This is a genomic window from Niallia tiangongensis (genome assembly GCF_044704065.1).
Lineage (GTDB): Bacteria > Bacillota > Bacilli > Bacillales > Cytobacillaceae > Niallia > Niallia tiangongensis.
This window is the reverse complement of the sequence record NZ_CP162613.1, coordinates 1,793,391-1,819,919: the sequence shown is the minus strand read 5'-3', so window position 1 is coordinate 1,819,919 and position 26,529 is coordinate 1,793,391. Positions and strand designations below refer to the sequence as shown.

Annotated in this window: 24 protein-coding genes and 1 riboswitch; of the genes, 3 read left to right on the top strand and 21 right to left on the bottom strand. The window is 34.1% G+C overall.

Annotated elements, in window-relative coordinates:
• Positions 1-114: 114 nt before the first annotated feature.
• The 4 genes from AB3U99_RS08525 to AB3U99_RS08510 form a co-directional block, all read right to left on the bottom strand.
• Positions 115-1,005: a lysostaphin resistance A-like protein gene (locus tag AB3U99_RS08525; RefSeq protein ID WP_400246857.1), complete on the bottom strand. Its 891-nt coding sequence runs from the start codon at positions 1,003-1,005 to the stop codon at positions 115-117.
• An 18-nt stretch (positions 1,006-1,023) separates the two neighbouring features.
• Positions 1,024-2,049 (bottom strand): asparaginase, encoded by a 1,026-nt coding sequence (locus AB3U99_RS08520; RefSeq protein WP_400246856.1) that lies wholly within the window; start codon positions 2,047-2,049, stop codon positions 1,024-1,026.
• A 22-nt stretch (positions 2,050-2,071) separates the two neighbouring features.
• A complete protein-coding gene (locus tag AB3U99_RS08515) occupies positions 2,072-2,836 on the bottom strand; it encodes a GNAT family N-acetyltransferase (protein WP_400246855.1) in 765 nt (254 codons plus the stop codon).
• A gap of 178 nt (positions 2,837-3,014) precedes the next feature.
• On the bottom strand, positions 3,015-3,440 hold the full coding sequence (locus AB3U99_RS08510; RefSeq protein ID WP_400246854.1) for an ATP-binding protein: 426 nt from the start codon (positions 3,438-3,440) through the stop codon (positions 3,015-3,017).
• Between the two features lie 224 nt (positions 3,441-3,664).
• Positions 3,665-3,747, bottom strand: a riboswitch (cyclic di-GMP riboswitch).
• A 542-nt stretch (positions 3,748-4,289) separates the two neighbouring features.
• Here AB3U99_RS08510 and AB3U99_RS08505 point away from each other — a divergent pair.
• On the top strand, positions 4,290-4,805 hold the full coding sequence (locus AB3U99_RS08505) for a spore coat protein (RefSeq protein WP_400246853.1): 516 nt from the start codon (positions 4,290-4,292) through the stop codon (positions 4,803-4,805).
• 205 nt (positions 4,806-5,010) lie between these two features.
• On the opposite strand, the gene rhaM is transcribed toward AB3U99_RS08505, so the two are convergent.
• The 8 genes from rhaM to AB3U99_RS08465 form a co-directional block, all read right to left on the bottom strand.
• The gene (rhaM, locus tag AB3U99_RS08500; protein WP_400246852.1) at positions 5,011-5,325 is read right to left on the bottom strand and encodes an L-rhamnose mutarotase; all 315 of its coding nucleotides are present in this window, start codon (positions 5,323-5,325) and stop codon (positions 5,011-5,013) included.
• Between the two features lie 144 nt (positions 5,326-5,469).
• Positions 5,470-6,522 (bottom strand): aldose epimerase family protein, encoded by a 1,053-nt coding sequence (locus AB3U99_RS08495; protein WP_400246851.1) that lies wholly within the window; start codon positions 6,520-6,522, stop codon positions 5,470-5,472.
• 283 nt (positions 6,523-6,805) lie between these two features.
• The gene (locus AB3U99_RS08490; protein WP_400246850.1) at positions 6,806-8,431 is read right to left on the bottom strand and encodes an alpha-glucosidase; all 1,626 of its coding nucleotides are present in this window, start codon (positions 8,429-8,431) and stop codon (positions 6,806-6,808) included.
• Positions 8,432-8,497: 66 nt separating this feature from the next.
• Positions 8,498-9,505, bottom strand: a complete 1,008-nt coding sequence (locus tag AB3U99_RS08485; RefSeq protein WP_400246849.1) for a LacI family DNA-binding transcriptional regulator — start codon at positions 9,503-9,505, stop codon at positions 8,498-8,500.
• A gap of 134 nt (positions 9,506-9,639) precedes the next feature.
• Positions 9,640-10,950: a DUF4179 domain-containing protein gene (locus tag AB3U99_RS08480; protein WP_400246848.1), complete on the bottom strand. Its 1,311-nt coding sequence runs from the start codon at positions 10,948-10,950 to the stop codon at positions 9,640-9,642.
• The gene (locus tag AB3U99_RS08475; RefSeq protein WP_400246847.1) at positions 10,943-11,461 is read right to left on the bottom strand and encodes a sigma-70 family RNA polymerase sigma factor; all 519 of its coding nucleotides are present in this window, start codon (positions 11,459-11,461) and stop codon (positions 10,943-10,945) included. Before AB3U99_RS08475 ends, AB3U99_RS08480 begins: the two co-directional genes overlap by 8 nt.
• Positions 11,462-11,640: 179 nt before the next feature.
• A protein-coding gene (locus AB3U99_RS08470; protein ID WP_400246846.1) for an IS3 family transposase occupies positions 11,641-12,971 on the bottom strand; the annotation gives its coding sequence in 2 pieces (ribosomal slippage) (positions 11,641-12,590 and positions 12,590-12,971; 1,332 coding nt in all).
• A 139-nt stretch (positions 12,972-13,110) separates the two neighbouring features.
• Complete coding sequence (locus tag AB3U99_RS08465; protein WP_400246845.1) at positions 13,111-14,604, bottom strand: aldehyde dehydrogenase family protein; 1,494 nt, start codon at positions 14,602-14,604, stop codon at positions 13,111-13,113.
• A 1,101-nt stretch (positions 14,605-15,705) separates the two neighbouring features.
• Between AB3U99_RS08465 and AB3U99_RS08460 the strand changes: the two genes are divergently transcribed.
• Positions 15,706-16,992: an ATP-binding protein gene (locus AB3U99_RS08460; RefSeq protein ID WP_400246844.1), complete on the top strand. Its 1,287-nt coding sequence runs from the start codon at positions 15,706-15,708 to the stop codon at positions 16,990-16,992.
• Positions 16,993-17,173: 181 nt separating this feature from the next.
• On the opposite strand, the gene AB3U99_RS08455 is transcribed toward AB3U99_RS08460, so the two are convergent.
• The 5 genes from AB3U99_RS08455 to AB3U99_RS08435 form a co-directional block, all read right to left on the bottom strand.
• Positions 17,174-17,929, bottom strand: a complete 756-nt coding sequence (locus tag AB3U99_RS08455) for a class I SAM-dependent methyltransferase (protein ID WP_400246843.1) — start codon at positions 17,927-17,929, stop codon at positions 17,174-17,176.
• 129 nt (positions 17,930-18,058) lie between these two features.
• Positions 18,059-20,653 (bottom strand): ABC transporter permease, encoded by a 2,595-nt coding sequence (locus tag AB3U99_RS08450; RefSeq protein WP_400246842.1) that lies wholly within the window; start codon positions 20,651-20,653, stop codon positions 18,059-18,061.
• Positions 20,650-21,333 (bottom strand): ABC transporter ATP-binding protein, encoded by a 684-nt coding sequence (locus AB3U99_RS08445; RefSeq protein ID WP_031540687.1) that lies wholly within the window; start codon positions 21,331-21,333, stop codon positions 20,650-20,652. The genes AB3U99_RS08450 and AB3U99_RS08445 overlap by 4 nt, the downstream gene beginning before the upstream one ends.
• 375 nt (positions 21,334-21,708) lie before the next feature.
• Entirely contained in the window at positions 21,709-22,713 is a 1,005-nt protein-coding gene (locus AB3U99_RS08440) for a sensor histidine kinase (RefSeq protein ID WP_400246841.1), read from the bottom strand.
• A 1-nt stretch (position 22,714) separates the two neighbouring features.
• Positions 22,715-23,398, bottom strand: coding sequence for a response regulator transcription factor (locus AB3U99_RS08435; protein WP_400246840.1), 684 nt, complete (start codon positions 23,396-23,398; stop codon positions 22,715-22,717).
• Between the two features lie 168 nt (positions 23,399-23,566).
• Between AB3U99_RS08435 and AB3U99_RS08430 the strand changes: the two genes are divergently transcribed.
• Positions 23,567-23,797, top strand: a complete 231-nt coding sequence (locus AB3U99_RS08430) for a DUF3231 family protein (RefSeq protein ID WP_400246839.1) — start codon at positions 23,567-23,569, stop codon at positions 23,795-23,797.
• A gap of 59 nt (positions 23,798-23,856) precedes the next feature.
• On the opposite strand, the gene AB3U99_RS08425 is transcribed toward AB3U99_RS08430, so the two are convergent.
• The 4 genes from AB3U99_RS08425 to AB3U99_RS08410 form a co-directional block, all read right to left on the bottom strand.
• Positions 23,857-24,564, bottom strand: a complete 708-nt coding sequence (locus AB3U99_RS08425) for a polysaccharide deacetylase family protein (RefSeq protein WP_400246838.1) — start codon at positions 24,562-24,564, stop codon at positions 23,857-23,859.
• A 122-nt stretch (positions 24,565-24,686) separates the two neighbouring features.
• Positions 24,687-24,851, bottom strand: coding sequence for a YozQ family protein (locus AB3U99_RS08420; RefSeq protein WP_400246837.1), 165 nt, complete (start codon positions 24,849-24,851; stop codon positions 24,687-24,689).
• Positions 24,852-24,933: 82 nt separating this feature from the next.
• On the bottom strand, positions 24,934-25,716 hold the full coding sequence (locus tag AB3U99_RS08415) for an ABC transporter permease (RefSeq protein ID WP_400246836.1): 783 nt from the start codon (positions 25,714-25,716) through the stop codon (positions 24,934-24,936).
• A 6-nt stretch (positions 25,717-25,722) separates the two neighbouring features.
• Complete coding sequence (locus tag AB3U99_RS08410; protein ID WP_400248003.1) at positions 25,723-26,526, bottom strand: ABC transporter permease; 804 nt, start codon at positions 26,524-26,526, stop codon at positions 25,723-25,725.
• Positions 26,527-26,529: the final 3 nt, after the last annotated feature.

Below are 26,529 nucleotides of genomic sequence, written 5' to 3'. Positions count from 1 at the left end.
GAACACTTGTTCTCATCATCTAATTATCCTTGCCAATTCCTAAAAAAATAGCCTACATAGATAGACTATTTTTTCTTCTTCCTATTTTTTCAATTGACAAAATTAAAAAAACGCTTATCTCACTCCAAATTTTTTCCTACACAACAAATAAAAAGCAACAAAAATGACAATCGACCAGATCAACGAATACAATGGACTTGTATCAATAATTCTAAAAAGACTTGGGATATCGCCTGCAACAGAATCATCATATGTAAATAATAAGAAGATCATCATATTATTTGCCGCATGTGCACCAATGGATAGCTCTAAACTGCCTGTTTTTACTGCTATGAAGGTTAAAGCAAACCCTGCAAGCAAATAATCTAAGCCTACTAATATTGCAGAATCATTCATTTCAGGATTGGCAAAATGTAAGGATCCAAAAATAAGTCCAACAATAAGTGCTAATAGAATTGGATTTCTCAGTTTTTTCCCTACCCATTGTAGTAATAATCCCCTAAATAAAAGCTCTTCTACCGTTGTTTGAATCGGAACAAAAAGAATAACGACGAGGAATAAAAAGACGTACTGAGAAAATGAAACATTATTCCACGTATAATCAGGTGCATTTACCAAGAAATCAACACCTGATGTCACAAGGAATAACCCAGCAAATACAGCAAAGCCCCAGACCATCTTTTTCCAATTCACTCTTTCTTCACCAGTAATCAATGTTCGGAATTTTCTTTTGTGAATAAATCGTACCCCAATCCATAGACCAACTAAAGCAAAGATATAAATAATATGTGTCATTAATAAACTAAGTGTGCCATTTCCGCCGACAACCATGCCTGTATCCAACTCAATAAATGTAGCATCGTTCCCGTCCAGTTCCACGCGCAGTAACTCAATAACGAAATAAACAATAGAACCAGCAATCATAAATCCAACAGCTAATAAAATAGAAGCTAAATAGCGCGGCCAGTTATTCTTTCCTTCTTTTATGTTCAAATAATGTTTCAATCCAGCTACTCCTTTGTATCAATATTTTTCAATTGACGACGCCATTTCCAATTCGAAATTTGCACATATTTCGCCAATTTTTTCTTTTCTTGCATTGAGTACTGGTGCATGCACGTATCTTTCTAACTCAGCAAATATTTTCTCCTCTTTATAGCCTAACTGACTCAGAACCTCCATTGCCGCAACATTTACTGCTCGTGCTCCCCCATCTTCCACCTTTATCGCAATTCCGATTCCTTCTTCGACAAGCCCCATACACTGAACAGCCTCTGCACCTGCTTTTGAAACAATCCGTCCTTGATAAGCGTTCATTAGGTCCGTATCAAATCTGCTTGTACCGCCAACCATTTCAGGAAATTCCATCATGCTGTTTCTTATCCGTTTTACTATATTTATTCGCTTTTCTGATTTAATAGAATCAGGGCTTGCTAGTCTTGCATAACCAAGTGCTACATGATATAGAGGTAGTTGATGGACTGGCACGCCACAACCATCTACACTAAGCTTTATATTTTCTTTTGGAAAATCACATATTTCATCAATTGCCTCTAGTATTCGCCGTTGATGAGGATGTTCTACTTCCCGATAATTAGAAATATTTTCCTTCATATGAATAACAGTAGCCAGCATACCGGTATGCTTTCCAGAACAATTACTGAAAACAGGTGTCACATCTTCTCCATTTCGCAACAGCTCTTTATAGCTTGTTAAATTCCATGGTGTATGTGTTCCACATTGCAGGTGATCCTCTTTAATCCCTAATCTTTCTAACAGCTGAAGAATTGTTTCTCGATGGAAGGATTCACCTGCATGGGAAGCGCACGCAATTGCTATTTCTGCATTACTATAAGAATATGCATCCGCTGCTCCAGTCTCTAAAAGGGGAATCGCTTGAAATGGCTTCATCGACGATCTAGGGAATGTCATCCTATTTGGATTTCCATAGGAATATAGCAATCTACCTTCTTTATTTACTACAGCAACATGAATATTATGTGTACTTTCAACATATTGTCCACGGTAGACAAGTATTGGCTTATTCAATTCAATCGACTCCTTTTTAACTTTAAAAATCAAATTTTTCTTTCAAAGCTTCATATTGAAAACCTTGTTTTTGATAGTTTTGCTTTTTATACATTTCTCTTGGTGTATCTTCTCCGTCTGCCAACAAAATAATCGTTTTATTTGGAAATAGATCCATCACCATTTTTTGCATGCGAGCAGCAATCCCTTTTCGTTGATATTCTTCAATTACAAAAATTCCGTCAATTTCGACTGTCTTATCTGCTATAATTACTTCTAAAGCACCAGCCCCTTTTCCATTATAATAAGCAATTATCTGTAAGAAATGAGGATCTTTAAAATTTTTTCGATAGACTTCTGTTTTTCCTTTTGCATAATCTATTCCATATTCTAAATCTTGATTATATTCTAATTGTAAATAGTCCTCAAAATTATCCTCCGCTACTTTCTGAATCAGAATATCTTCTATATGAGACAATACAGGAAATTCATTAGGATCAATAGCATAAAGTTCAGTCAAACCCACGTCATAATAACGTTTACTTACAATATGCTCCAGTAGCTCTTTTGTAAATTTTTGATTTTCCGGAAAAATAAATTTAAGATGCTTCTGGCCAGTCTTTTGATGGAATGCTTTAAGATATTCTTCCGCTAGGTCAAATTCCATTATTGTTGGCATTGCTTTAAATTGGATATAATTACTGTCATACTGAAGTAGCATTTCCGCATTATGAACATGGATCCAATTAGTAGATTCCGTTATTTGTTTGCCTTCCTTATGAATGTTTCTATAGGACACTTTCTCCATGATGTTTCTCCTACCCTCTCCCCAAACTACTTTTTATTGTAATATATTAATAATAAACGATTCATTTATAGAAATCAGTAGATTATAGAAAAAAATGACATTATTAAAATTAAACCAAACGCAAAATAGGACTGCTTCAAAAGAGACAGTCCTACTAAAATGATATTTCTCTCTTAGATTATATAGCTTCGGCATTTTCCCTCCTTTCTCTCCATAAAAATACTTCGTTTCCCATCTCATTATATTGTACTTTTTGAAAGATCTGCATCATCATTAAAATACCTCTTCCTCGCTCTTCAAACACAATATCACTTAAAAGCTTATCTGTACCATATTTTTCGATATCTTGGAATTTCTTCGCCACATTAAATCCATCCCCATGATCTTTAATCCTCATGTCTACAGTATTCTTTGTATAGTGTAGTTCTAAAATAACGGGAAAAGCCCCATGTTCAATCGCATTATTAACAGCCTCACCTATTCCCACGCTAAGCATAAAATCCTCTGACAACCAATCCCTTAAATCCTTATTTAACTTTCCTTTCCATTCTTTTTCTGTATGATCATGTATTACTATCGTTTGATAGCTAATAAGTTCACTCATATGTTGTCCCCCATTTTTAGAAAAACGCAAGCTCCATATTACCGACAAATAATATAGAAAGACTTCTACTGAAATAAATGAAACACCCTAATGGCATAGAATTAGTGCTACTTATAATGCAGTGGAAACCTGCTGTTTGCCAGTTGATTATGGCTAGAGCTAAACATTCTTTATAAATATAATTACGCTTCTTTTTCATAAAAAAAGACTAACAAAACAAGGATAGTTTGGTTAGCCGGTTGCGCTAGTAGCTCATAATCAACAAAGCGCCCAAATAAGCTGATTAATCATAGCTTTCTACCTTTAAATCGTTCTCATAATTTAACAAGCTTTTAAATTACATAGTATTATATACCCATACCAATACCACATAAACCTATTATTAGAGAAATTATAAAAATAAAGTATACCTTCCATCAGTGAGTTTTTCTCCTTGTTAGTTTACCATTCAAGCTTTCAGTTTTTAGGAACAATTGCCCACCTATATTGATCCACATTACATCATTTTGAGGCGTGGGTCAGAGCCCATTAATGCGGAATAAAGTGACACTTCCATCAGTAGTGGTTTTCCTTCCTCCCCACTGATGGTTAGTTGAACTATTCGGACCTTTACGGACAGTTGATCTCCCACCTATCTTCCTCGAATTCTCCTAAGTATGAGGTGAGAGTCTTACTGAAGTTTAAGAGTGGGATAAACAAGGTTCATGAAATATTAATAACAATGAATTTATTTAAAATCCCTCTTAAATACCTAGAAAATTTCAATTTAGACAAAAAAGAATGCTACAAGCTACTTTTTTTCGATCCGTGAATAAAGTAAGAGGTAACTAATTTTTGGGAGGTAAAAGAATGAATTACCAAGAAGAATTTCGCGGAAAACATCTTGCTTGGCATGAAACGCTAGAGATACATGAATTAACTGCTGCACAAAGCACATCTTTACTTAAACTAAAAGAGACAGTCGGGGAAATTTCAGATTCAGAGTTAAAGGATTTATATATTCAGAGTATTAATTCTCTATCCGCTAATATCACAGAACTACTGGATTTTTATCCCATGACACCAAGAGAAGATAATGATAACGAAACTATTGGATTCCGTAATGAAAAAACGCCTTTTCAAGCTGGAGATTTATTAGGGATGTATAAAGCATCGATTAAAAACTACGCAACAGCCTTAACCGAAACTGCAACGCCAGCTCTTCGAAAAATTTTAAAGAAACATTTAGATCACAGTATTGATTTTCACGCAAAAGTATTTCATTTCATGCATAAGAATAAATTATATCCAGCATATAATATCCATGAATTGTTACAAAATGATGTGAATATGGCTAAAAAGGCGCTTAATAAATCATATAAGTAAAATAAAGCCATCAGTTTATCTTTCACTGATGGCTTGTTAAAAGATTCTCCTTCTTCCCTTTGGGATCACAATTTCCCTCGGTAATTAACATCAAAGCTAATTCTAATGCCTCTGTTTTTTGCTTCTTTCACTAATTGACTCGTAACAATTCTCCAATAATCAGAAATAGCTGGCATTATACCTGATACATAGAAAGACGACGAGTTTAATTTAAATGAAATACTTCCTCTAACTCATGCATTACTGGACTATAATCATCATTTGTTTCCATGATTGGAGCCATGTATTTCCACCATTTCCGACAAATTTCCGTTTGAGAAATAGCTTCATATGTAGCTTTATCCGCTACTTCTAAATAAGCAAATAAGACTTGGGATTCATGATGAAGATAAATAGAATAGTTAGTGGCACCATGTTCCTTCAGTGCTTCCTCCATTTCTGGCCAGAGTTCGTCGTGTCTTTTTTTGTATTCATTTTCATATCCAGGTTTAATAAACATCATAGATGCTATCCTTTCCAATACATCTCCTCCTTTTTTTCCAACTATTCAACATTCTAGCTAACCACTTGACTTCCTACTTCACAAATGGAAGCCTATCTTTAACTACGATATGCTAATTTAGCCTCTCATATATTTCCTGCAATCTCTTCAATCACTATTCTCTTATTCTGTTACCCGAAATTTCAATTTTGTTTCGGCAAAATAGGTATCTTCTGGTTTCAAAACGACGGATGTAAATTCAGGGTGATTTATTGCATCAGGAAGTCCTTGCGTTTCTAAACATACCCCTAAGTATTTTCTTCCAGTTACACCATTAAAATCATACTTATCCTCTAACTGGTTTCCTGTATAAAGAATGATTGCAGGCTGATTTGTGACTAAAGACAATTCTCTACCACTCTCTTTATCTCTTAAAAGAGCAGAATGTGATCCTTCTGCCGAGAAGACAAGTGGATGATCATAGCCATTACCTACTATAATATTTTGTTCGAAATTATTGTCAATCCCTGCTTTTAACAGCTTTCCTTCCGCAAAATCAAAAGGCGTATTTTCTGTAGGGACCATTTTTCCTGTTGGAATAAATCCTTCATCCAGCTCTAAGAATCGATCAACATCTGCAATTAGTTCATGCTCTGTTATATCTCTTTTATTATTTCCACTAAGATTAAAATAGGTATGATTGGTCACCGTTACAGGCGTTTCTTTATCCGTTTTTCCTTTGTAAGTCAGGACTATTTCATTATCATTTGTTAATAAATAGTCCACTGTAAGATCAAAATTACCAGGATATCCTTCTTCTCCATCCGGACTATAATAAGTGTATCGGATTCCAATTGTCTCTTCCTCTTCTACTATAGAAGAATCAAAGACTACTTCACTCCAACCAACCTTTCCTCCATGTAAATGATTAGGAGGGGTATTTGTATTTAAACGATACTCTTTGCCATTAAGTTCAAATTGTCCAGCCTTAATTCTTCCCGCAACTCTCCCAACAATCGCCCCTAAATAAGGTCCTGGATTCTGTCTATACTCCTCTACTGTTTCAAAGCCAAGCACCACATTTTCCTTGTTTCCTTCTTTATCTGGAACTATTATTTTGGTGATAATGCAGCCATAATTCATACTAGAAAAACTCATTCCATTGTTATTAGTAAAGGTATATTCTGTTATCTCTGCTCCATTTACTTCTCCCATTGATTTTTGACTATATTTCATAATAATCACTCCTTAAAAGTTTGTTCTGGTTCCTCTTACCATTTACTAAAGATACTTATCTTTTCCTTTTAAACCTAAATTGAAATCGCCTTCATTTTGCTTTTTTAAAAATTTGGGATTGAAATAATACCAAATAGTTTGTTTAACATATTAACTATCCTATTTATATCTTACTTTATTTTATCAGAATGGAGAATATCTTTTTTTATTTTTTCTATGGAAAATTAAAAAAACTGTCATCACAATTATTTCGATTGTGCCTGACAGCTTATTAATTTTCCTATCAAATACGTACCGCAAAAGCTTCATACGGCTTTAAATGGATATTTCTAAAATTCACACCTTTTCGATGATAATTACTAATAATCACATCATCACACTCGCCAAATTGACGTAAGTCCAGCAAACTTTCTTGCTCACTAAAGTTTGCCACTATTACCCAAGTCTTTCCTTCAAACTTTCGTGTATAGGCAAAAATCATTTCTTCCGTATCTTCAATTAACTCAAAATCTCCCCATACTACGATTGGGTTCTCTTTTCTCAATTGAATTAAAGATTGATAACAATAAAAGACCGAATTAGGATCTTCTAAATTATTCTTAACGTTTATTTCCGGATAATTCGGATTGACATGTAACCATGGTGTACCCGTTGTAAAACCTCCATTTACCGTATCATCCCATTGGATAGGAGTTCTTGCATTGTCTCTTCCTTTCACATTTATAGAATGAAGAATCTCCTCTTTCGTGTATCCTTGTGCTAATCGTTCATGATACATATTGATGCTTTCAATATCATTTACTTCGCTGATATCAGTAATTGGGCAATTGGTCATCCCAATTTCTTCTCCTTGATAAATATAAGGAGTTCCTTTCATTAAATGTAAAAGAATGGCGAACATTTTTGCACTTTCTACCCTATATTCCTTATCATTTCCCCAACGAGACACAATTCTCGGCATATCGTGGTTGTTCCAAAATAGACTATTCCATCCTTCCTTTCCTAAAGAAGTTTGCCATTTAGCTAGAATTTCTTTCAATTTATTGATTTCTAGTGGCTTTAAATCCCATTTTTGTTTTCCTTCTTGTTCATCTAAAGCACTATGCTCAAACTGAAAGATCATTGATAGCTCCTTTCTCGTAGGATTCGAATATAATTTAGCAATTTCAGGAGTCGCTCCCCATGTTTCACCTACTGTTAATACATCATAATTACCAAACGATTTTTGATTCATTTCTTGGAGATAATCATGAAGTTTTGGACCATTTCCGGTTATGCCAAGATCTGGTTGTTTTCCTACCAAATCAATCACATCCATACGGAAGCCACCGATTCCTTTTTCTAACCAGTAGTTCATCATCTTCCAAACTTCTTCCCGCACTTTTTCATTTTCCCAATTTAAATCTGGCTGTCTTTTACTGAATAAATGCAAGAAATATTGGCCGCTATCTTCATCAAATTCCCAAGCAGAACCACTAAAAGTTGACTTTAGCCCATTCGGCACTTCACCATTAACTGGATCACGCCAAATATAGTAATCTCGGTATGGATTGTCTTTTCCTTTTTTTGCTTCAATAAACCACTTATGCTCATCTGATGTGTGGTTTACTACTAAATCCATGACAATTTTAATTCCTTTTTCATTCGCTGTTGCAATTAATTCATCCATATCTACCATTGTTCCAAATTCATCCATAATATCTTCATAATCACTTATATCATAGCCATTATCATCATTCGGCGATTTATATACGGGGCTTAGCCAAATAACATCGATTCCTAGCTTTTGCAAATAATCAAGTCGGTTGACGATACCTCTTAAATCACCAATCCCATCCCCATTGCTGTCTTGAAAGCTTCTTGGATATATTTGATATACAACCGACGTTTGCCACCATTTCTTTTCCATTTCGATACCTACTTTCTATTAAAATATTTGTCTGAACGTAAACGTTTACGTAAAGTATAAAAAAATTTAGTGATTCCTTTTATTCACCGATGCTCTTTCCACTATATAGAATGGGAGCATTTCTGTTTTTACTGCTGTCTTTTGCTGAATAGCCTCTATTATTTTTATACAGCCCTTCTCTCCCATTACCTGAAATGGTTGCTCAATCGTTGTTAATGGAGGTACAGCCATTTCTGCAACTCTTGTATTATCGTAGCCCATGACGGAAAGGTCCTCTGGTATTTTTATGCCTAATTCATAAGCTGCTGAAATGATGCCAAGCGCTACCTCATCACTTACACAAAATGCTGCTGTTATTCCCGCCTTTTCAGTATGGAAAGCATAGAGGGCTTCTTTCCCTGCAGAAAAACTATAATCTCCTGCTTTTATGTAGTTGGCAGAAAAGCTTAATCCGTGATCCATTAATGCATTTTTATATCCTTCAATTCTTGGAATCCCAGCTACTCGATCAGAGAAATCCACACCTGCCAGGCCAATTTTTTGATGTCCATGATCTATTAGATACTTTGTAGCAGCATAGGAAGCTCCATAATCATCTACTTTTATAAAAGGTATTTGTTTATTTTGTGTATCTGTTGACAATAACACATACGGTATACTCAATGATTCAATTGCTTGAATTTGTTCTTCCTTTAGTGGAATAGATACAATAACAAGCCCATCCACTTTTCTTTCTTCAAGCATTTTTAAACAATCAATTAACCGATTACCTTTTTCTCCTGCATGGGATAAAATAACACTAAATCCATGTGTTTGTGCTACCTGCTCCATTCCATTTACGATGTCCGCATAAAAAATGGTCGATACACTTGGCATGATAATACCTATTAAGTTGCTAGATTTTTTCACTAAGCTTCTCGCCATTTCATTTCTCCGATAGCCAAGTTCTTCTGCGATTTGCAGAATTTTATTCTTTGTCTCTTCAGTGTATCCACCTGCCCCATTTAAAACTCTTGAAACAGTTGCTGTGGACACCTTTGCAACATTTGCTATATCTTTTATTGTTATCGTCATTTATTTCACCCTTTACGTAAACGTTTACGTAACTATACTTTAGCATAAAAATGTAACGCTTACAATAAATATAATAAACAAAAAATGTATGCTTTGGTAATGGTGTAATTAATACCACTAACAAAGCATACAGCTTATTTTAATTCTAGCTTTACATCTCCTTCGATGTAATTAGGGTAAAATGTCAATTTCATTTGCAATGGATTTTCGTACTCGCTATTTTCGAAAAACATATTCCAATATTTTTTGTTTTCATGATTGTAAAATTCAGTTGATGGTATCCTTAGTTCTTTTCCTGTTGCATCAACAGCCTCGTCGAAGATAGTATACATATTCTCTGAATCAGATATCATATAAAATTCAGCTTGTGATTTAGATGTTTTTCCTAAGTTGAGTTTTCGGTCTTTCGGTCTTTTTATTAATTTATTTGTTTCTGTATTTACAATAACTACAGTATCCTCTTTGTCAATCGCCATCAATTTGTTGATACGCAAATAAAGCTCTTTCGGCTTTTCAAAATAATTAGATTGTAAATAATACATTTTCTCATGCTTACTCAAAGTCCTATTTACAGTACCATTTGCAATAGAAGTCCATACCTCGCCGTTTTCATTTTCCAACCGCATATCTTCGAATCCCAAAATTTCTTTTGTATTTGTAGGATCAAATGCTACCTTCACACCAATTCTTAAAGGATACACAATAATTTCTTCAATCTTGATTTTCTGATTCTCGACTTCCACAACTTGTTTTATTGGATAAGTAATATTCTTCCTTACATTTTCTTTTAATTCAAAAGGAATCAGAAACTTTATTTCTTGATTGTCCATTACTGTAACGAATTCAAAGTTAAACTTTAATTCCTCAAAAGAAAAAGAGTTTACAAATTGGTACTCCACCATATCTTGAAATTCATTTTGAATATCATCAGGAAAATAAACATTATAGCTACGTGAATGCTCAGGAAATTCTTCTTTATTAAGGAGATTAATATACTTTATCTCTCCACCAGTTAGAGGTTTTGTCGATTTCAACGTATAAAATACATTCATTCCTGATTCATCCATAATCACTCCATCAATCGTTAACGTCAAATCTCCTTTTGTCTCAGAAACATCTACCTTTTGATAATAATCATTTTCTATTATTGCTGAAAAGCCTTTATCTTGTTCAATAAAACCAATCATCCATTCCATTCCAGGGATGGATGAGAGGGCATTTGCGAAGGTTGGGGATATTCGAATGGATGTTACAAAGGAAATGATGATAATAGCCGCAATCGCAATTCCAACAAATCTTTTTTGTTTTTTCTTAACCAGACTTTTTTCTCGCTTAGCTTTCATAAATCCGCTTAAAATGGCTTCATCCGCTTTTTCAATCGGTAATTCTGCTTTTTCTAAGTCATCTTTTAACTTAGACAAGCTTTGTTCCTCTTGTTCATACATGATCACTCTCTCCTTTCTCCTTAAAATATAGTCGAAGTGTTTTCAGGACTTTATGTAATCGAGACTTTACCGTTCCTTCTGGTATTTTTTCCATTGCGGCAATTTCTTTGATTTTCGTATTTTGAAAGTATTTTAAATAGATTAATTGTTGGTCTTCATTGGATAACATTCCAAGGGCTTCCTTCAGCTCGATCAATGATTGGTCTTGGTGAACGAATACATCGTATAATTGGTTATCAGAAATAACTCTATTGTTTCTTTTTAATTGATCTTGACAGTAATTAATCATAATCCTTGTCAGCCATGTTTTTAAATATGCTGCCTCTTTAACAGTATGTATCTTTTTATATGCTCGATATGTCACTTCCTGTAGTGCTTCTATTGCCGCGTGCTCATCTTTTAGAAATGCTAAAGCAGCTCTTAGCAAAGATTCCTTATGTAATTGCATTACTTCCAAAAAGGCATCATCATCTCCTTTAATGGCTTTCTTACTAATCTCTAACTCTTCCAATTAATCACCTCCTCAAATTTTCCTATACATTAGACTTTCTACTGTGGAAAAAGTTCATGAAAAAAATAAATTTAAATTTCTTTTTATCTAAGAGCAAATTATACATGAACTTTTAAGCATAAAAAAAGCCACTAAGACAAAGTAAAATGTACCCTTTGTAAAGGACAAATTAAAAAAGCCTAGGCTGCGTTAAGAAGATGACCTCTGTATTGAACAGGGGTCATCTTTTTTAAATTCCACTGATATCTATAGTAATTGTAATAAATCATATATTGCTTAATTTCTTTTTTCAATTCTTCTAGTGTTGTACATGCTTTAATAGAGGCTTCATCTTTAAGATGGCCAAAGAAAGATTCTTGGGGGGCGTTATCCCAACAGTTTCCTCGTCTTGACATAGATTGGTGTAATCCTAACTTCTTTACTGCCTTTTGAAAGTCAGGATGTGTATAATGGACTCCTTGATCTGAATGGATTAGTGCATCTTTTACTTTCTTGAATTTTTTATTCTTCTTTAACTTCTTGAGCGTATCTGTAGCTAAATTTAAGGTCATTCGATCTAATACGTGATAGGCCAGGATTTCACCAGTTGAACCATCCTTAATTGCTGATAAATAAGCCCTCATTCCTTTTCCAAAATGAAGATAAGTGATATCAGTTAATAGCACTTTCCCTGGAATTCCTTGCTTGAATTGTCTATTTAAAAGGTTTGGTACAACGCTATGCTCCTGTGTGGCTTTCATCATTCTTCTATAAGGATTTGCTTTTCTAATGGGGCAGATTATACCGTATTTTTTCATAATTCGTCGTATACGTTTCAAATTGTAGACAATATTAAATTGACCCGCCAATGTCATTTTGATTTGACGTGCCCCTTTCTTGCGGTTTTTAAAGTTGAAAGCTTTTAAAATAATCTCCTTTACAACTTCCTCTTTTTTATCCTTTTGCATTCTTCGTCCAAATGATTTCTCAGTGAAATAATTATAATAACCACTTCTTGAGACGCCAGCTAGCTCACAAAGATAGCTCACCATATTTTTTAATTGATATTTTTCAATTACTGAACGAATTAAAAGATACTTTTGAGAGGGAGGAAGGACTATTTCTTCATCCCCCTTTCCGCGAATCGTATCTTTTTTAACAGTTCGTTTTCAGCCTTAAGTAAGTTGATTTGCGCTTCTAAACGAGCATTCTTCTCCTCTAAAGATAGTTCTTTTTCTCGGGGACGCCCTGAGTTACCAGCTCTAGTATCACGTAAACCGCTTATTCCATTCTTAATGTAGGCTGCTTTCCATCTTTTACTAGCTGAATGGATTCGTTGTTTCCCCAAAACATCTACATCAAATCCATATTCTTCAAATATATCTCTGGCAAACTTACCTTTTTCTTTCTCCGCTATAAAGATATGTTTAAACTCATCCGTATAAGTGATCCCTTTAGAACTAACAGATTTAACGTATTTAATAATAGACAGCTGTTTGATCTCTTTTTCTGTAAATGTCTTTTTACTCATAAAATATTTCTCCAGTCCCTGTTGTAATTTCTCTAGTTGTGTTTCTTTATTATACAAAAAAGTACCCTATAGGTAGACTTTTTTTATGCGTCTACTCTATAGGGTACATTTTAAAGTCCTAGCAGCTTCCTATTTAACTTTAATACAAGCCCTCTGTTTCTTCTTTCGTTACAATATAAATATTTTTCGTTTGGGTATAGCCATCTAATATGCTCTTGTATGTTTCTCTGCCGATTCCTGATTTTTTGTAGCCTCCAAATGGTGCTCCTGCTGGAAGCTGATTATACGTATTCACCCACATACGACCAGTTTCCACGCTTCTTGCTACACGAAGTGCTGTATTAATATCACGTGAGAATACTGCTCCTCCGAGTCCAAACTCCGATTGGTTAGCCAACTCTATAACCTCATCTTCTGTCTTAAATTTTATCACCGTTGCAACTGGGCCGAAAATTTCTTCTTGAGCGATGCGCATCTCATTTGTTGCATCTGCTAAAATCGTTGGTGCCATAAATGCTCCCTTTTCCAGTCCATTATTTTCGAGTCGGCAGCCGCCTGTTACAACTCTAGCTCCTTCATCTTCGCCGATTTTTACATATTCTAAAATTTGTTCTAATTGACGCTCATTTATTTGAGCCCCCATCACAACATCTTCTTCCCAAGGCAAGCCAACTTTTACATCCTCAAATGCAAGTTTCATTTTTGCAAGGAACTCATCATAAATTCCTTCTTGAATAAAAATCCGTGAACCAGCACAGCAAACTTGTCCTTGGTTAAAGAGAATACCTAATTGAACCCCTTCTAACGCTCGCTCCATTGGTGCATCATTAAAGATGATATTTGCTGACTTTCCGCCGAGCTCAAGTGTTGATGGAATAAGTCTTTTCGCTGCAGCAACCGCAACTTCTTGGCCAATTTCAGTTGATCCAGTAAAGGCAATTTTTGCGAAGCCTTCATGATTTAACATATAGTCTCCAGAGTGAGAACCTCGACCTGTAATAACATTAACTACACCCTTGGGTAAGACTTGATCTAAAATCTTGGCCAATTCCAATAAGCTTAAAGACGTAGTAGAAGATGGATGGATAACCACTGTATTGCCAGCTGCGATAGCTGGTGCAATCTTCCATGCAGCCATTAATAACGGGAAATTCCATGGAATAATTTGACCAACTACCCCAATAGGCTCTTTTATTGAAATGGATAAAGTATCCTCATCAAATGCTTGGGCAGTTCCTTCTTCTGAGCGGATCACCCCTGCAAAATAGCGAAAATGATCAGAGCTTAATGGAACATCAATATTTCTTGTTTCTCTTAGCGGCTTTCCATTATCCAATGTCTCCACTAATGCTAACTTTTCCGCATTTTCGTCAATTAAATTAGCAATTTTCAATAATAAATTGCTTCTCTCTATCAAACTTACTTTCTTCCATGTTTTTAAAGCTTCTGTCGCAGCTGCTACTGCTTGATCGACATCTGCATAGGTAGCATCCACAAAATCAGCCAGCTTGTCTCCGTTACTTGGGTTATAGCTGCTAAGGAGCTTACCTTCTGAACCTTTTATCCATTGACCATTAATATACAGACCATACTCCTTGTCCAATACTGTTGTTGCATCTAAAGCAGTTACCATTTTCAAAACCCCTTTTTAATATATTTAAAAATAAGGCATGTAGGAAAAATGCTTTGTTTTAAAAATCCCAGACCTTATTTTTATCCTGGTTATTAAAACAGACTATTAAGAATGCGTTTGCAAAATTTATTAAAAAAAGACTACTCATTTAAATCTAATGTGAACATTTTAACAAACTAGCAGATAATTAAATTATAGATTCCATTAAAAGGAATGTCTATTAATAATATTGTACTTTTTTTTGTTACAATCACTAAATGGAATTTTTCTTTTCATTGACACTCGCTGACCCTCTTAGAACAAGTTACAAATATTATTAAAATAAAGTGAACTTTCATCAGTGGGAGTTTTCCTTCATCCCCCACTGATGGTTAGTTGAACCATTCATACCTTTACGGACAGTTGATCTCCCACCTATCTTCCTCGCATTCTCATAAGCAAGAGGTGAGAGTCTTACTGAAGTTTAAAGGTTATACTTGGAAAATTTATAATAGACAAAATGTGTCAATTGTCACACAAGATTATATTTTTTGAGGTAGATCATTTTTTTAGTTAGAACTCCTTACTTTTAAATTAAAATAAGTCGACAAAAATTGTCATTTTTATTCGATGAGACTTCTAAGACTTTTAATCAAATATAACAAAATCCCGCTTTATCCTTTAGTAAAATTAATGCTATCGTCCTAATAAAGTATATGTCTATTATCCAAATTAAAAACTTCACCATGCGACAGAAATGTCGAATAGTTCAAGCTGTTCATGAAAATGTAAAAAAAATCTTCTTTGATTTCTGCATTTAGTTTATTAAAATACAGAATATAAGGAAATTTTAGGAAAGAAGTTGAAAGAAAAATTGAAAAAAGATGCTAACTTTCTATTAAACCAGACATTTAACTTCTTTAGAAATTGTATATTGGAATTTAACCTTCATTTTGAAAATGATTCCAAAGACATCTATCTTTACCATGATTAGAAAATTTAAGTTAATTCATTCTATGTATCACTTTTTTTATTAAAACTAATTAAACTCATATAACTTATTAGAACTATAAGAATATTCTTAATAGATATTTATTATAAGATAAAGCGAGGTTGAAGAGTTTGCCATTATTTACAAAGGATTTATTAGGCAGTCTATTATTTTTAATAATCATGTGTTTTGTTATAAACTTTACTTTGAGGTTTTTTGAAAAAAACCTTAAGCTAAAAAAACTCATACATACTATTTTAAGAGGAATATCAATTATATGGTGTACTTGGTTTGGTGTACATCTTAATTCAAGTATTTTTCTTGATTTAAGCCAAATCCCATTTATACTACTTTGCTTAATCGAAAGACCAACTATTGGTATATTAATGTTAGTTTTCACTATTTTGTCTCGTTTGATATTGATTGGAGAAATTGGAGTTTATGCAACAATAATTACATTCAGTATTCTCACTGTAGCAATTTTCATTATTCGTCCATATTTTTTAAAAGGAAATATACTTCAAAAATTTTTGATTTGTATTATGCTTTCTTTCACTTTTTCTATTTTAATGATTATAAGTTTAATTTTTTTAAACAATCTTCAATTAAAGGAAGTTCCAATTGTTTATCTATTAATCCCCGCACTATGTATAGGTCTAATTGTATTTATCTCAGATTTTGCAGATGACTACTTTCACATTAAAAAGCAAATTATCAAAGCGGAAAAGCTACAAGTAGTCAGTCATCTTGCCGCTTCTTTTGGGCATGAGCTTAGAAATCCTATTTGTGTTTCAAAAGGATTTTTACAATTATTATTGGAAAAAGAAGTTTCACTGGAGAAAAGATTGGAATATGCAAGAACTGCCTTGGATGAATTAGATCATGCGGAAAGCGTTATAAAGGACTATTTAACTTTTGCTAAACCCCAAGTAGTAACAAAGCAAACTTTAGATTTACAGGATGAAGTGAAAAAGGCAGTTGAAATAGTATCTGCCATGGCAAACATGAATAATATTCAAATAAAATTCACAAAACCAACTGTAATTACAAATAGAGGGATGGTTGAAGGAGAACGAAATTACTTACATCAATGCCTCCTAAATATTTTAAAAAATGGTATTGAGGCGATGCCTAAAGGTGGTATTTTAAGTGTCGAAATATTTGCATTAGAACATATTATCGGTGTTCGAATATCTGATACTGGTATAGGAATGTCTAAAGATCAGATAAAGCATTTGGGAGAGCCTTATTTCTCATTAAAGCAAAAAGGTACAGGACTGGGAATGATGGCTGTATTTAATATTGTTAAATCTATGAAGGGGCAAGTAAAAGTGGAAAGTGAATTGGGAAAAGGAACTGCATTCTCTCTATTATTTCCTTGTCCCTCAAGTGTTCTTAAAGAGGAAAAAATAGGTTAGATTATTTCAGGGAAGCTATTGTCCCAACTATCTGGATAAGTAATTCATCCGTAAGGTACTGATTTAAATTTTATTAAAAGTTTCCCCTGCTAAATGATAGTTCCTTTTGTTAATTCACCTTTCTCAAATAACTTGTAATCAATCATTAACTGGATCAAAACGGCGTGTGGCTTCCTACACATCACATTCTTTTTGCTTTTATAATCATAGTAGTTGGAAATTTTCTTGCTTTGTATAATGAATAATAGCGATCAGAGATTTCAGCTTCAACCATTTCAAAGTTTTTGGAAACCTCACTTTCTATAACACAGCCAATCGTAAATCCAGCTTTAATTAATTCATTGATATAGGTACTCCTTTTTCTATTTGGTATGACTACTGGTGCTTCTTCCCCTTTAAACCTTGGGTATGTTGTTAATCCTTCTTCTTGATAGGAACCAGTAAGAGAGATTTGACCGTTTTGGCTCTGCATATATGCATATAGCGGATGGTCCCAGCTAAATATAAATTCTCCTCCTGGCTTTAAATACGAATAAATAAGTTTAAAGGTCGAGGCTAAATCTGTTGTCCATCCGATTGCATAGATAGAATAAACTGTATCGAAATATAACTTAGGAAGACCAATATCTTCCTCCATCGCAGCGCAGTATAAATGGGAAGGCAGGACTTTTAATGTTTCTTTTGCTGTCTCCATTTGCTTTTCAAATAAGTCTACACCCCATAATTCACTAGCTCCTTTGTCAGCCATGTACAATAACGAATGTCCACTGCCACAACCGATATCAAGGACTTTTTTATTTGTTATCTCTTCAAATAGTCTTAACTCCTCTTCCGTTTGGCTAAAAGGGCCATAACTAGGTAGTGCGTCTATCCCGTTGAAATGATGGGCTACTTTATCCCAGCTTTTCTTATTTTGTTGTAAAATATCCATTGTCATTTTTACCCTCCTCTGTCTTCCTTACTGATTCTACATCACTCTTTCACTTACCTGCTTGCTTTTGCATATGAAAAAACCCGCCAATATGGACGAGTTTTTTGTCATTCTTATCTAATTTTCTTTGTGCTATTAAGCATTCTCTTGCTTCAGGCCATCAATAATATTTTCTTTCTTAATTTTGCTGACTGAATAAAGCATGGCTGAAGCGACAATGATAAATATTGCAATCACTACAAGGAGAATGCTCAACCATGGAAGCTTAAAGCCATATTCAAATGTATTGCTAATGGACCAGTATAGTATTGCTATTACGCCTATACTAATCGGAATACCATACATCAATGCTTTTATCCCATAAAAAATGCTTTCAAAATAAATCATTTTATTAAAACCTGTTGGCGTCATCCCAACTGAACGCAACATCGCAAATTCCCTTTTTCTTAAAGATATACTAGTAGAAATGGTATTAAAGATATTGGCAATACTGATTAATGAAATGAGGGAAATAAAGCCGTACATAAAGACAGACATAATCATAATCAATTGTTCTGATTGCTTACGATTCTTTTCCACATTGTAAATATAGATGGAACCTGTTTCTAAGTCTTCTAATTCCTCTTGGGCTTTCTCTGGATTATCGCTGTTTAAATAGAGAGTATAGTTCATATTAATATTTTTTTCATTTTCAAATAATTTCTCTGCTACTTCATTGGAAATAATCATTGTAATTGTTCCATAGTTATCCGGATTAATCCCCATTAAAGTTTCATTCGTAAATAAACCAATTTGAATCTTATTAAATATTTCATCCTTCTCACTGTCGAAATTGTAACTATAGAGATCAATATAATCTCCTGGTTTTGCATTCATCACTTTTTCCTCAACAAATTTCTCTGCATATGGATCAAAGTAAGATATGTTCTCTATCACAATACCTTTTGGAATATTAGGATTTGTATATTCATTGACATTAAAACCTGATGTTTTAGCATAGTTCTGAAAGGCTTCTTCAGATAACATAATGAAATTCACATTAAATGGCAGTTTCCCATCCATAAGAATGGTTTTATCTTTGTCAACGAGTTTTTTGCCATTTTCACTTAATACGTCCTCTGCTAAATAAGTGCTTACATATGTGTTCTTAATTAAATTACTTTGTGAAATACTTGGTACATTTGCAAGAGTCTGCATCTCTTCCTCTGTAGTAATTGAGTCAGCAGACACAGCAATATCGTAATCGATATTTTCCTGTGACAGTTCAACTGACTTTTTCATATTATCTGAAAAATAAGATACGACTAAGAAAAGCAAAATACTAATAACTAAAGAAAAAACGGTTGTTTGATATCTTCTCTTATTCCGTTTTAAGTTTTTTAAGCCAATTTCCGCTTCTATGCCAAATAGCTTGCGCACTAATTTTGATGTTTTTACTTTTTTTCCTGATAATTTAATATCTTGCGTTTGTCTAATTGCATCTATTGCAGAAATCTTTGATGCTTTCCTAGCTGGCAAATAGGTTGAAATAAAGATTGTTACAACGGAAATAATAATAGAAAATAGGATTGAATAAGGCGTTACAACTACATTTAATCCTTGTGTAGAGTTTAAGGCATCTTGCAAATACTTATTTATAAAAGAGAACGTAATTCCAATTCCCACAAGCCCAGCAATTATTCCTAATGGAATGCTGATGCCGCCTATCACCGCACCCTCAAAGAAAACAGAGTTTCTTTTTTGCTTCTTCGTTGCTCCTACACTCGAAAGCATGCCTAAATACCTTGCCCGTTCCGACACACTAATGGCAAAAGCATTATAAATCAGTGCCACAGAACCAATAACGATTACAAGGATGATAATGCCTATTAGTGAGTACATCGTAAGAAGCAGATTATCATTCGATGATACTCCATAATAACGCAGTAACTCATTATTAAAATCCACTTTTGCAATAGCTAATTTCTTTGCCAATGATTCCGAGTCCTCATATATAGACTGCTTTACCCTTTTCATCACAACACTTGCATTTACGCTGCTATTACTTGTTAATTCACTTTTGTCTACGTAACTAACAAGGGTATAACCAGGTGACCAAGATGGCTCCCAAGCCGGACTTTCCATGATTCCGACAATTTTGAATGTGTAGGATTTTGCTTGTTGGATTTCCTCGACACTTTCCCCTTCTTCATTCCTTTGTAAAGGATCTGTTTGTGTTAGGATTGAATCTTCTTTATCTAATTTAAAGCGCCTTTCCCCAATGCTAACTTTTAACTCCTCACCGATGGCATACTTATTTTTCGCATTCTTTATCATTGCATCTGAAATGATAATTTCATTAGAGGCTTTTGGATACGTTCCTTCTTTTAAGGTAATTGAAAACTGCTTAAATCCTTGCTCATCATATTGTTTTAAAAATAAATACGGTTTATTTTCGTTTTTTGAATCATTCCAGTTCGCATAGCCTAAATCATTGGATAAGATAACGTTTTCTATTTTACTATCCTTGTTTATCGCTTCGATTTGCTCGCTATTAACACCTTTAAACTGGACATGCCATTCCCCGTCTCTTGCTATGCTATCTCTCTTTAATAAATCGATAAAAGAAACACCTAGTGTCGCAACAGCTGTCAACATACTAACAGAAATAATAACACCAATAATCGTAACTAGTGTTCTTCGCTTATTCTCCTTTAAATTTCTTAAAGTGAGTTTATTCATTATATTCATGGACGAATCACCTCATTTTTGGCGATTTTTCCATCTTCAACAGATATAACACGATCCGCTTGTAATGCAATTCGTTCATCATGGGTAATAACAATTAATGTTTGATTATAGGTTTTATTAAACATTTTTAATAGTTCCATAATCTCTTCACTATTTTTACTATCTAAATTCCCTGTAGGCTCGTCTGCAAGCATAATAGCTGGATTACTAATCAGTGCACGTCCAATGGAAACACGCTGCTGCTGTCCCCCTGATAATTGATTAGGCAGGTGATCTAATCTTTGTTGTAAACCTAATATGGAAACAATCCGATTAAATTGCTCCTTATCTACTTGATGATTATCTAATAGAAGAGGCAGCGTAATATTTTCTTCTACTGATAGAATTGGGATTAAGTTATAAAATTGATAGATAAGGCCAATTTGTCTTCTTCTAAAAATAGCTAATTGTGTTTCGTTTAATTGATAAATATCTGTATTATCAACAAAAACTTTTCCACTTGTCGGTCTGTCCACTCCACCTAACATGTGAAGCAACGTAGATTTACCTGATCCAGAAGGTCCGATAATTGCCACAAATTCACCTTTATTAACAGAAAAAGAAACATTATCCAATGCTTTTACTGCCGTTTCCCCTTTTCCATACACTTTAGACAGATTTTCTATTTTTAAAATTTCCATTTTATCGTCCTCCAATTACTTGATACTCTTAGAGTAACTGTCTAAAGTGACTCTCCAGTGACTTGAAAGTGACAATTTAGTCACTTTCGTAGGAATAGGTGGATGGTTCTTCTATGCTTTTATGGAGTATGGAGTTCATTCGCTTAATGAACGCCACTTTTTCCTGCAGCATAATAGACTCTGACTTTCATTCTCTTTATGAACGCCACTTTTCCTTGTAGCACAGCAGATTCTAGCTTTCATTCCCTTTATGTACGTCATTTTTTCTTGCAGCCCAGTGGATTCTAGCTTTCATTCCATTATGAACGCCACTTTTCCTTGATGTACAGCAGATTCTGGCTTTCATTTCCACTCTCCTAAATTCCACTACTCCCACTAAATCACTTGTTTATAAAACTTTATATGAAAAGTAGTCCCTTCTCCTATCTTACTTCTGACTTCAATATCACCATGCTGGCTTTTGATAATACTATATGCCATCGCTAACCCTATGCCGACGCTATCTTCGCTTGCATTTTCTCCCTTATAAAATCGTTTAAATATATATGGTAAATCTTTGTTAGCGATACCTTTCCCATTATCCTGAATAACGATTTCTGTAAATAAAACATTCTCAGAGAATCGAATTTGAATTTCTCCACCTTCAGGCGTATGCTCCACACAATTTTTCAAAATATTAATGAGCGCTTCTGCTGTCCAATTAAAATCTCCAATATAGGTAACACCCTCTCCTCCAACAATTGCATGAGCCTGTCCCTTGATATCCATTGGAATTAATATTGGTTCTACTGCCTTATAAATCAGTTTTTTGACATCAACTTGCTCCTTTTTAAAAAGAATCGTCCCAGCATCCATTTTCGATAATTTCAGCAATGAAGAAACAAGCCATTCCATTCTTTCAAGCTGAATCGATATATTATTAGTAAATTCACGTCTTCGCATTTCCTCAAGCTGTGGATTACGCAACAAATCCGTCATGACAACCATGGAAGTAAGCGGTGTTTTCAATTGGTGAGAGATATCAGAGATAGCATCTGTAAGCTTTAACTTTTCTTTATGTAGAAGTGCACTCTGCTCCGATAACATTAATGTAACCTTGTAAATATTATTTTTTAAAATACTCAATTCGCCTTCCACATTATCACGAATATCAAGGCTTTCATCTCCATTACTAATTCGCTGCAAGTAGTTCGATAGCTTATCTATTTCCTTATATCGAAACCTTGTAAACTGATAAAAACAGCCCAAAAGTATAACAAGCACTGCGAACAAATAAACTGCGACTGAAATAGAGTAGGCAATAGCAGCATGAACAATAGCTAAGAAACTAATGAATACTAAAACGATGGTGAGAACCTTCACTTCTCGATTACGAATCATTTTAGTCCCCTACCTTATAGCCAAGTCCGCGAATGGTTTTAATGATGGTTGGCTTTTGGGGATCATCCTCTAATTTCTCGCGGAGCCTTTTAATATAGACAGTTAAAGTATTATCATTAACAAAATCCCCAGCAACATCCCAGATTTTCTCTAATAATTGGCTTCTAGTTAACACTTGTCCGATATTATTAGCAAAAATGAGAAATAAGCGATATTCAAGCGCTGTAACCATTACTTCCTCATTCCTTTTGTAAATTTTCCCTTCCAATGTGTTAATCCGTATAGAATCTATTTCTATCAATGAATTATTCTGCAACTGCTTATTGTACCGCCGCAAAACCGATTTAATTCTAGAAAGAAGTTCTCTTATGCGAAATGGTTTTGTAATATAGTCATCTGCTCCCATATCCAGTCCCATTACAACATTCACTTCATCATCTAAAGCAGTTAAAAAGATAACAGGCTTATCAGCTTTTCTTTTTACATACTCACATAGCTCATAGCCAGAACCATCTGGTAGCGACAAATCAAATAGACATAAATCAATATCTATAAGCTGATCCTCTAAAGCTCTTTTAGCAGTTTTTGCGTTAAAACAAGTGATCGTTTCATACTTTTCACTTTGTAAACTATATTCTAACCCTGTGGCAATGGTTTTATCGTCTTCCACTAGTAGTATTTTCATTATCTACTCCCATATATTTTCTTTTTTCTGTATTATTCTAAACGATTGATGCACAGAGGAAAAGCGATTTTAGTATTATTAACGTTTCGAATAATAGGTAGTTACACTTAGCATACATTGATGAATGATTGAAAATAATAATATAAAACAATTAAAAGGAGTTTTGTTATGGACACTCGTGAACCACTGTATATGCGTTCAACAAAAACTGACCTCAGTGAAAAGCTTACATCAGCAGAAATGGGGAAACTTTGGGCGACTTATATGGGGAACAGCATGTCTAAATGCTATCTCCATTACTACCTTCAGCATGTTGAAGATAAAGATATTAAACATTTACTAAAAAAGGCATATAAATTATGTAGCGAATTCTTAAATATACTGCTAAAGCAGGGATGAGTATATATACTGTGGCTCTTTAAATCTTTATTTAATTCTTAATAGCCAGCATCTTCCTTTTAATTATTTTCATCTAATTGCTGAAGCTCATTTACAGTAATAAATGTATAACCTTCCTCCGTTAATGTTTTTAAAATTCCTTCGATTGCTTTTATTTCCTCACCTTTTTGGTCATACATCGGATGCATTATAATAATGGAACCTGGATTAACAGATGCCTTCACATAGTTTACTTTATCCTCTGCCATTTGATAATAAGTATCTGGTTCGATGTCCCAGAGAATCGTATCCATATTTGCTTTTTTTAAATAATATGGAAGTCCAATAAGTTTTTTCCCATTTGGAGGTCTGAAATCCATGTCCCCTGTAAAACCCGCTTTTTTGATTAATTTATTTGTGTCTTCAATTTCTGCCTTTATAAAGGATTGCGATTTAAAAATCATTCGATTGTGAGAGTATGTATGATTTCCAAGTTGATGTCCTTTTTTTACAATTTTCTCTGCTATTTCAGGACTTTTTTCTATTTCATTTCCGATAAGAAAAAAAGTAGCTTTTGCATCATAGGCATCTATCAATGTTAGTATATTGTTCACATTTTTTGTTGGTCCATCATCAAATGTTAACGCCACTACCTTCTCCTTTGTCTCCACATGATTGGTTAACCCTCCAAACAACTGAAAGGTTCGTGCATTCATTAATTTATAAGCACTAAATAATATCAAGAACAGAACTAATATGCCCATTAGTATAATCCATATTTTTTTCATGCTAACAGCCTTTCTTTCGATTATTTTGACCACTAAACATTATATCTTATGTAATAGACAAAAAGAGAAGAATGACTAATCACTCTCCTCCATCTCCATTCCTATATATAGGAAACAAATAATTATTTTTCGTTCTTTTCCTTTTTCTTATCAACCGTTCCCTCTGTTAAACTATCATTTGCCTGTTCATGGGTTTCTTTCAGGCATTTTGAAGCCTCATCCTTCTGTTTCTTCTCATTAGGCTGATGTGTTTTACCTGCAGGGCTTGTTGTTGATTCTTTACTCAATTCTAAACGCCTCCATTCTAGTTGATATAAACTTATCTACTAGTTTTATACCACTTTTAATAGAACAGAAAACATCGTCTTTTTAAGAACCTGTTGATCGATAGTGTCGTACACCAACTATCCAAACAAAAATACATGGAAGGATAAATAATATACCGGCAAGCGGAGTTAGCATATATAGCCATTCAGCCTTTCCTCCCTTTCCAAGTAGATATAATAAAGGGAAATAATTGACACTTCCAAAAGGAATCACAAAAGTAAAAAAGCGTGTCACCCATTTTTGATAAATATTTAGCGGATACTGAGCCATTTCTCTGCCACCATCAGTAAAAATATTCGCAATCTCTAAACCTTGTATCGTCCAAAAGCTAAGAGTGGCGGCTAAAATAAAAATTCCCGTAAAGATGAATACCCCGCTCATAATCATCAATAACAGCGTTAGAATTTTCATTAGACTCCAATCGATAGCAAGATTACTTAAAGCCCAAGCTAGGACGATAACGCTTTGCAAAAGTCTCCCTACTCTAGTAAATTCAAATTTTGAACCAAGCACCTGTACAAATGTTGTCCTTGGTCTAACAAGCAATCTATCAAAATTACCGCTTGCAACTAGACTCGAGAAATTATCAAATCCCCTTGCAAAGCATTCACTTAATGCAAATGCCATATGAATAATCGCAAAACAAAGAGCTACCTCATAAAAATCCCAGCCCTTTATTTGTCCAAATCGTTCAAACAGGAAGTATAATCCAGCAAAAGCAGAAAACGGTACTAGAAATTGTCCTAATGATAAAAGCCAGAATGACGTCCGATACTGCATTTGTGATTTAAATAATACGAGAAGGTATTGAAAATAAAGTTTCATAAAGGCTTACCCTCCTTGCACAATGACTTTTTTCATTGCTTTATGTAACGCTATTTCCCCGAGAAAAACAAGTACTAACAGCCATGCAAGCTGAATGAAGATGCCCTCAATCGCTTCTCCATTCGGAATATTTCCTGAATAGACACGAAAGGGAAAATCAGCTGTTAAACGGAACGGAAGTAGATACACAATTTGTTGGAGCCATTCTGGCATTAATGGAATTGGTACAACCATCCCAGCAAAAAACTCCCCTACTACACCAAATACTAGAAGGGAACCCATTGGAGATAAAGTGATAAAAACAGAAATATAAATAAACATAGAAATAGCTACTAAAACCAATAGTCCTAATAAAAGAGAGAGACAAAATAACAAGAATGTCACAACATCTGGAGGCAACATCAGCCGATACGCTTTCGGCAACAAAAAAGCCAGCAATATTATCGGAAAACACCTTAATAATGCGCTAGCCAATCGCTGTGCAAGTAATTTACTAAACCAATATTCATATATCCCAATTGGCCTGCATAGCTCATAAGCAATATTTCCAGTTGTGATTAAGTCAAATAATTCATTATCTCGAAACCATAGCATTATAAATGCTAAAAAAGATTGCTGCAGCCATAAATAAGTAACCAATTCTTCTAAAGAAATTGGTTGATTTGAACTTGCTTGGGCATAAAAGGCCTGAAATATCATAATATAAATAAAACCCCAGAAAAACTGTGTAGCTACTCCCGCCAATGCCGCTGCTCGATACTGCATCCCATTTAATAAACGTAATTTTAATACAGCAATATATGGTTTCATCAC

Bases quoted from the DNA above. Each gene is read 5' to 3' on its own strand.
- AB3U99_RS08515 (WP_400246855.1), bottom strand. From the start codon at position 2,836: ATGGAGAAAGTGTCCTATAGAAACATTCATAAGGAAGGCAAACAAATA.
- AB3U99_RS08510 (WP_400246854.1), bottom strand. From the start codon at position 3,440: ATGAGTGAACTTATTAGCTATCAAACGATAGTAATACATGATCATACA.
- AB3U99_RS08505 (WP_400246853.1), top strand. From the start codon at position 4,290: ATGAATTACCAAGAAGAATTTCGCGGAAAACATCTTGCTTGGCATGAA.
- AB3U99_RS08495 (WP_400246851.1), bottom strand. From the start codon at position 6,522: ATGAAATATAGTCAAAAATCAATGGGAGAAGTAAATGGAGCAGAGATA.
- AB3U99_RS08490 (WP_400246850.1), bottom strand. From the start codon at position 8,431: ATGGAAAAGAAATGGTGGCAAACGTCGGTTGTATATCAAATATATCCA.
- AB3U99_RS08485 (WP_400246849.1), bottom strand. From the start codon at position 9,505: ATGACGATAACAATAAAAGATATAGCAAATGTTGCAAAGGTGTCCACA.
- AB3U99_RS08480 (WP_400246848.1), bottom strand. From the start codon at position 10,950: ATGTATGAACAAGAGGAACAAAGCTTGTCTAAGTTAAAAGATGACTTA.
- AB3U99_RS08465 (WP_400246845.1), bottom strand. From the start codon at position 14,604: ATGGTAACTGCTTTAGATGCAACAACAGTATTGGACAAGGAGTATGGT.
- AB3U99_RS08455 (WP_400246843.1), bottom strand. From the start codon at position 17,929: ATGACAATGGATATTTTACAACAAAATAAGAAAAGCTGGGATAAAGTA.
- AB3U99_RS08450 (WP_400246842.1), bottom strand. From the start codon at position 20,653: ATGAATATAATGAATAAACTCACTTTAAGAAATTTAAAGGAGAATAAG.
- AB3U99_RS08445 (WP_031540687.1), bottom strand. From the start codon at position 21,333: ATGGAAATTTTAAAAATAGAAAATCTGTCTAAAGTGTATGGAAAAGGG.
- AB3U99_RS08440 (WP_400246841.1), bottom strand. From the start codon at position 22,713: ATGATTCGTAATCGAGAAGTGAAGGTTCTCACCATCGTTTTAGTATTC.
- AB3U99_RS08435 (WP_400246840.1), bottom strand. From the start codon at position 23,398: ATGAAAATACTACTAGTGGAAGACGATAAAACCATTGCCACAGGGTTA.
- AB3U99_RS08430 (WP_400246839.1), top strand. From the start codon at position 23,567: ATGGACACTCGTGAACCACTGTATATGCGTTCAACAAAAACTGACCTC.
- AB3U99_RS08425 (WP_400246838.1), bottom strand. From the start codon at position 24,564: ATGAAAAAAATATGGATTATACTAATGGGCATATTAGTTCTGTTCTTG.
- AB3U99_RS08415 (WP_400246836.1), bottom strand. From the start codon at position 25,716: ATGAAACTTTATTTTCAATACCTTCTCGTATTATTTAAATCACAAATG.
- AB3U99_RS08410 (WP_400248003.1), bottom strand. From the start codon at position 26,526: ATGAAACCATATATTGCTGTATTAAAATTACGTTTATTAAATGGGATG.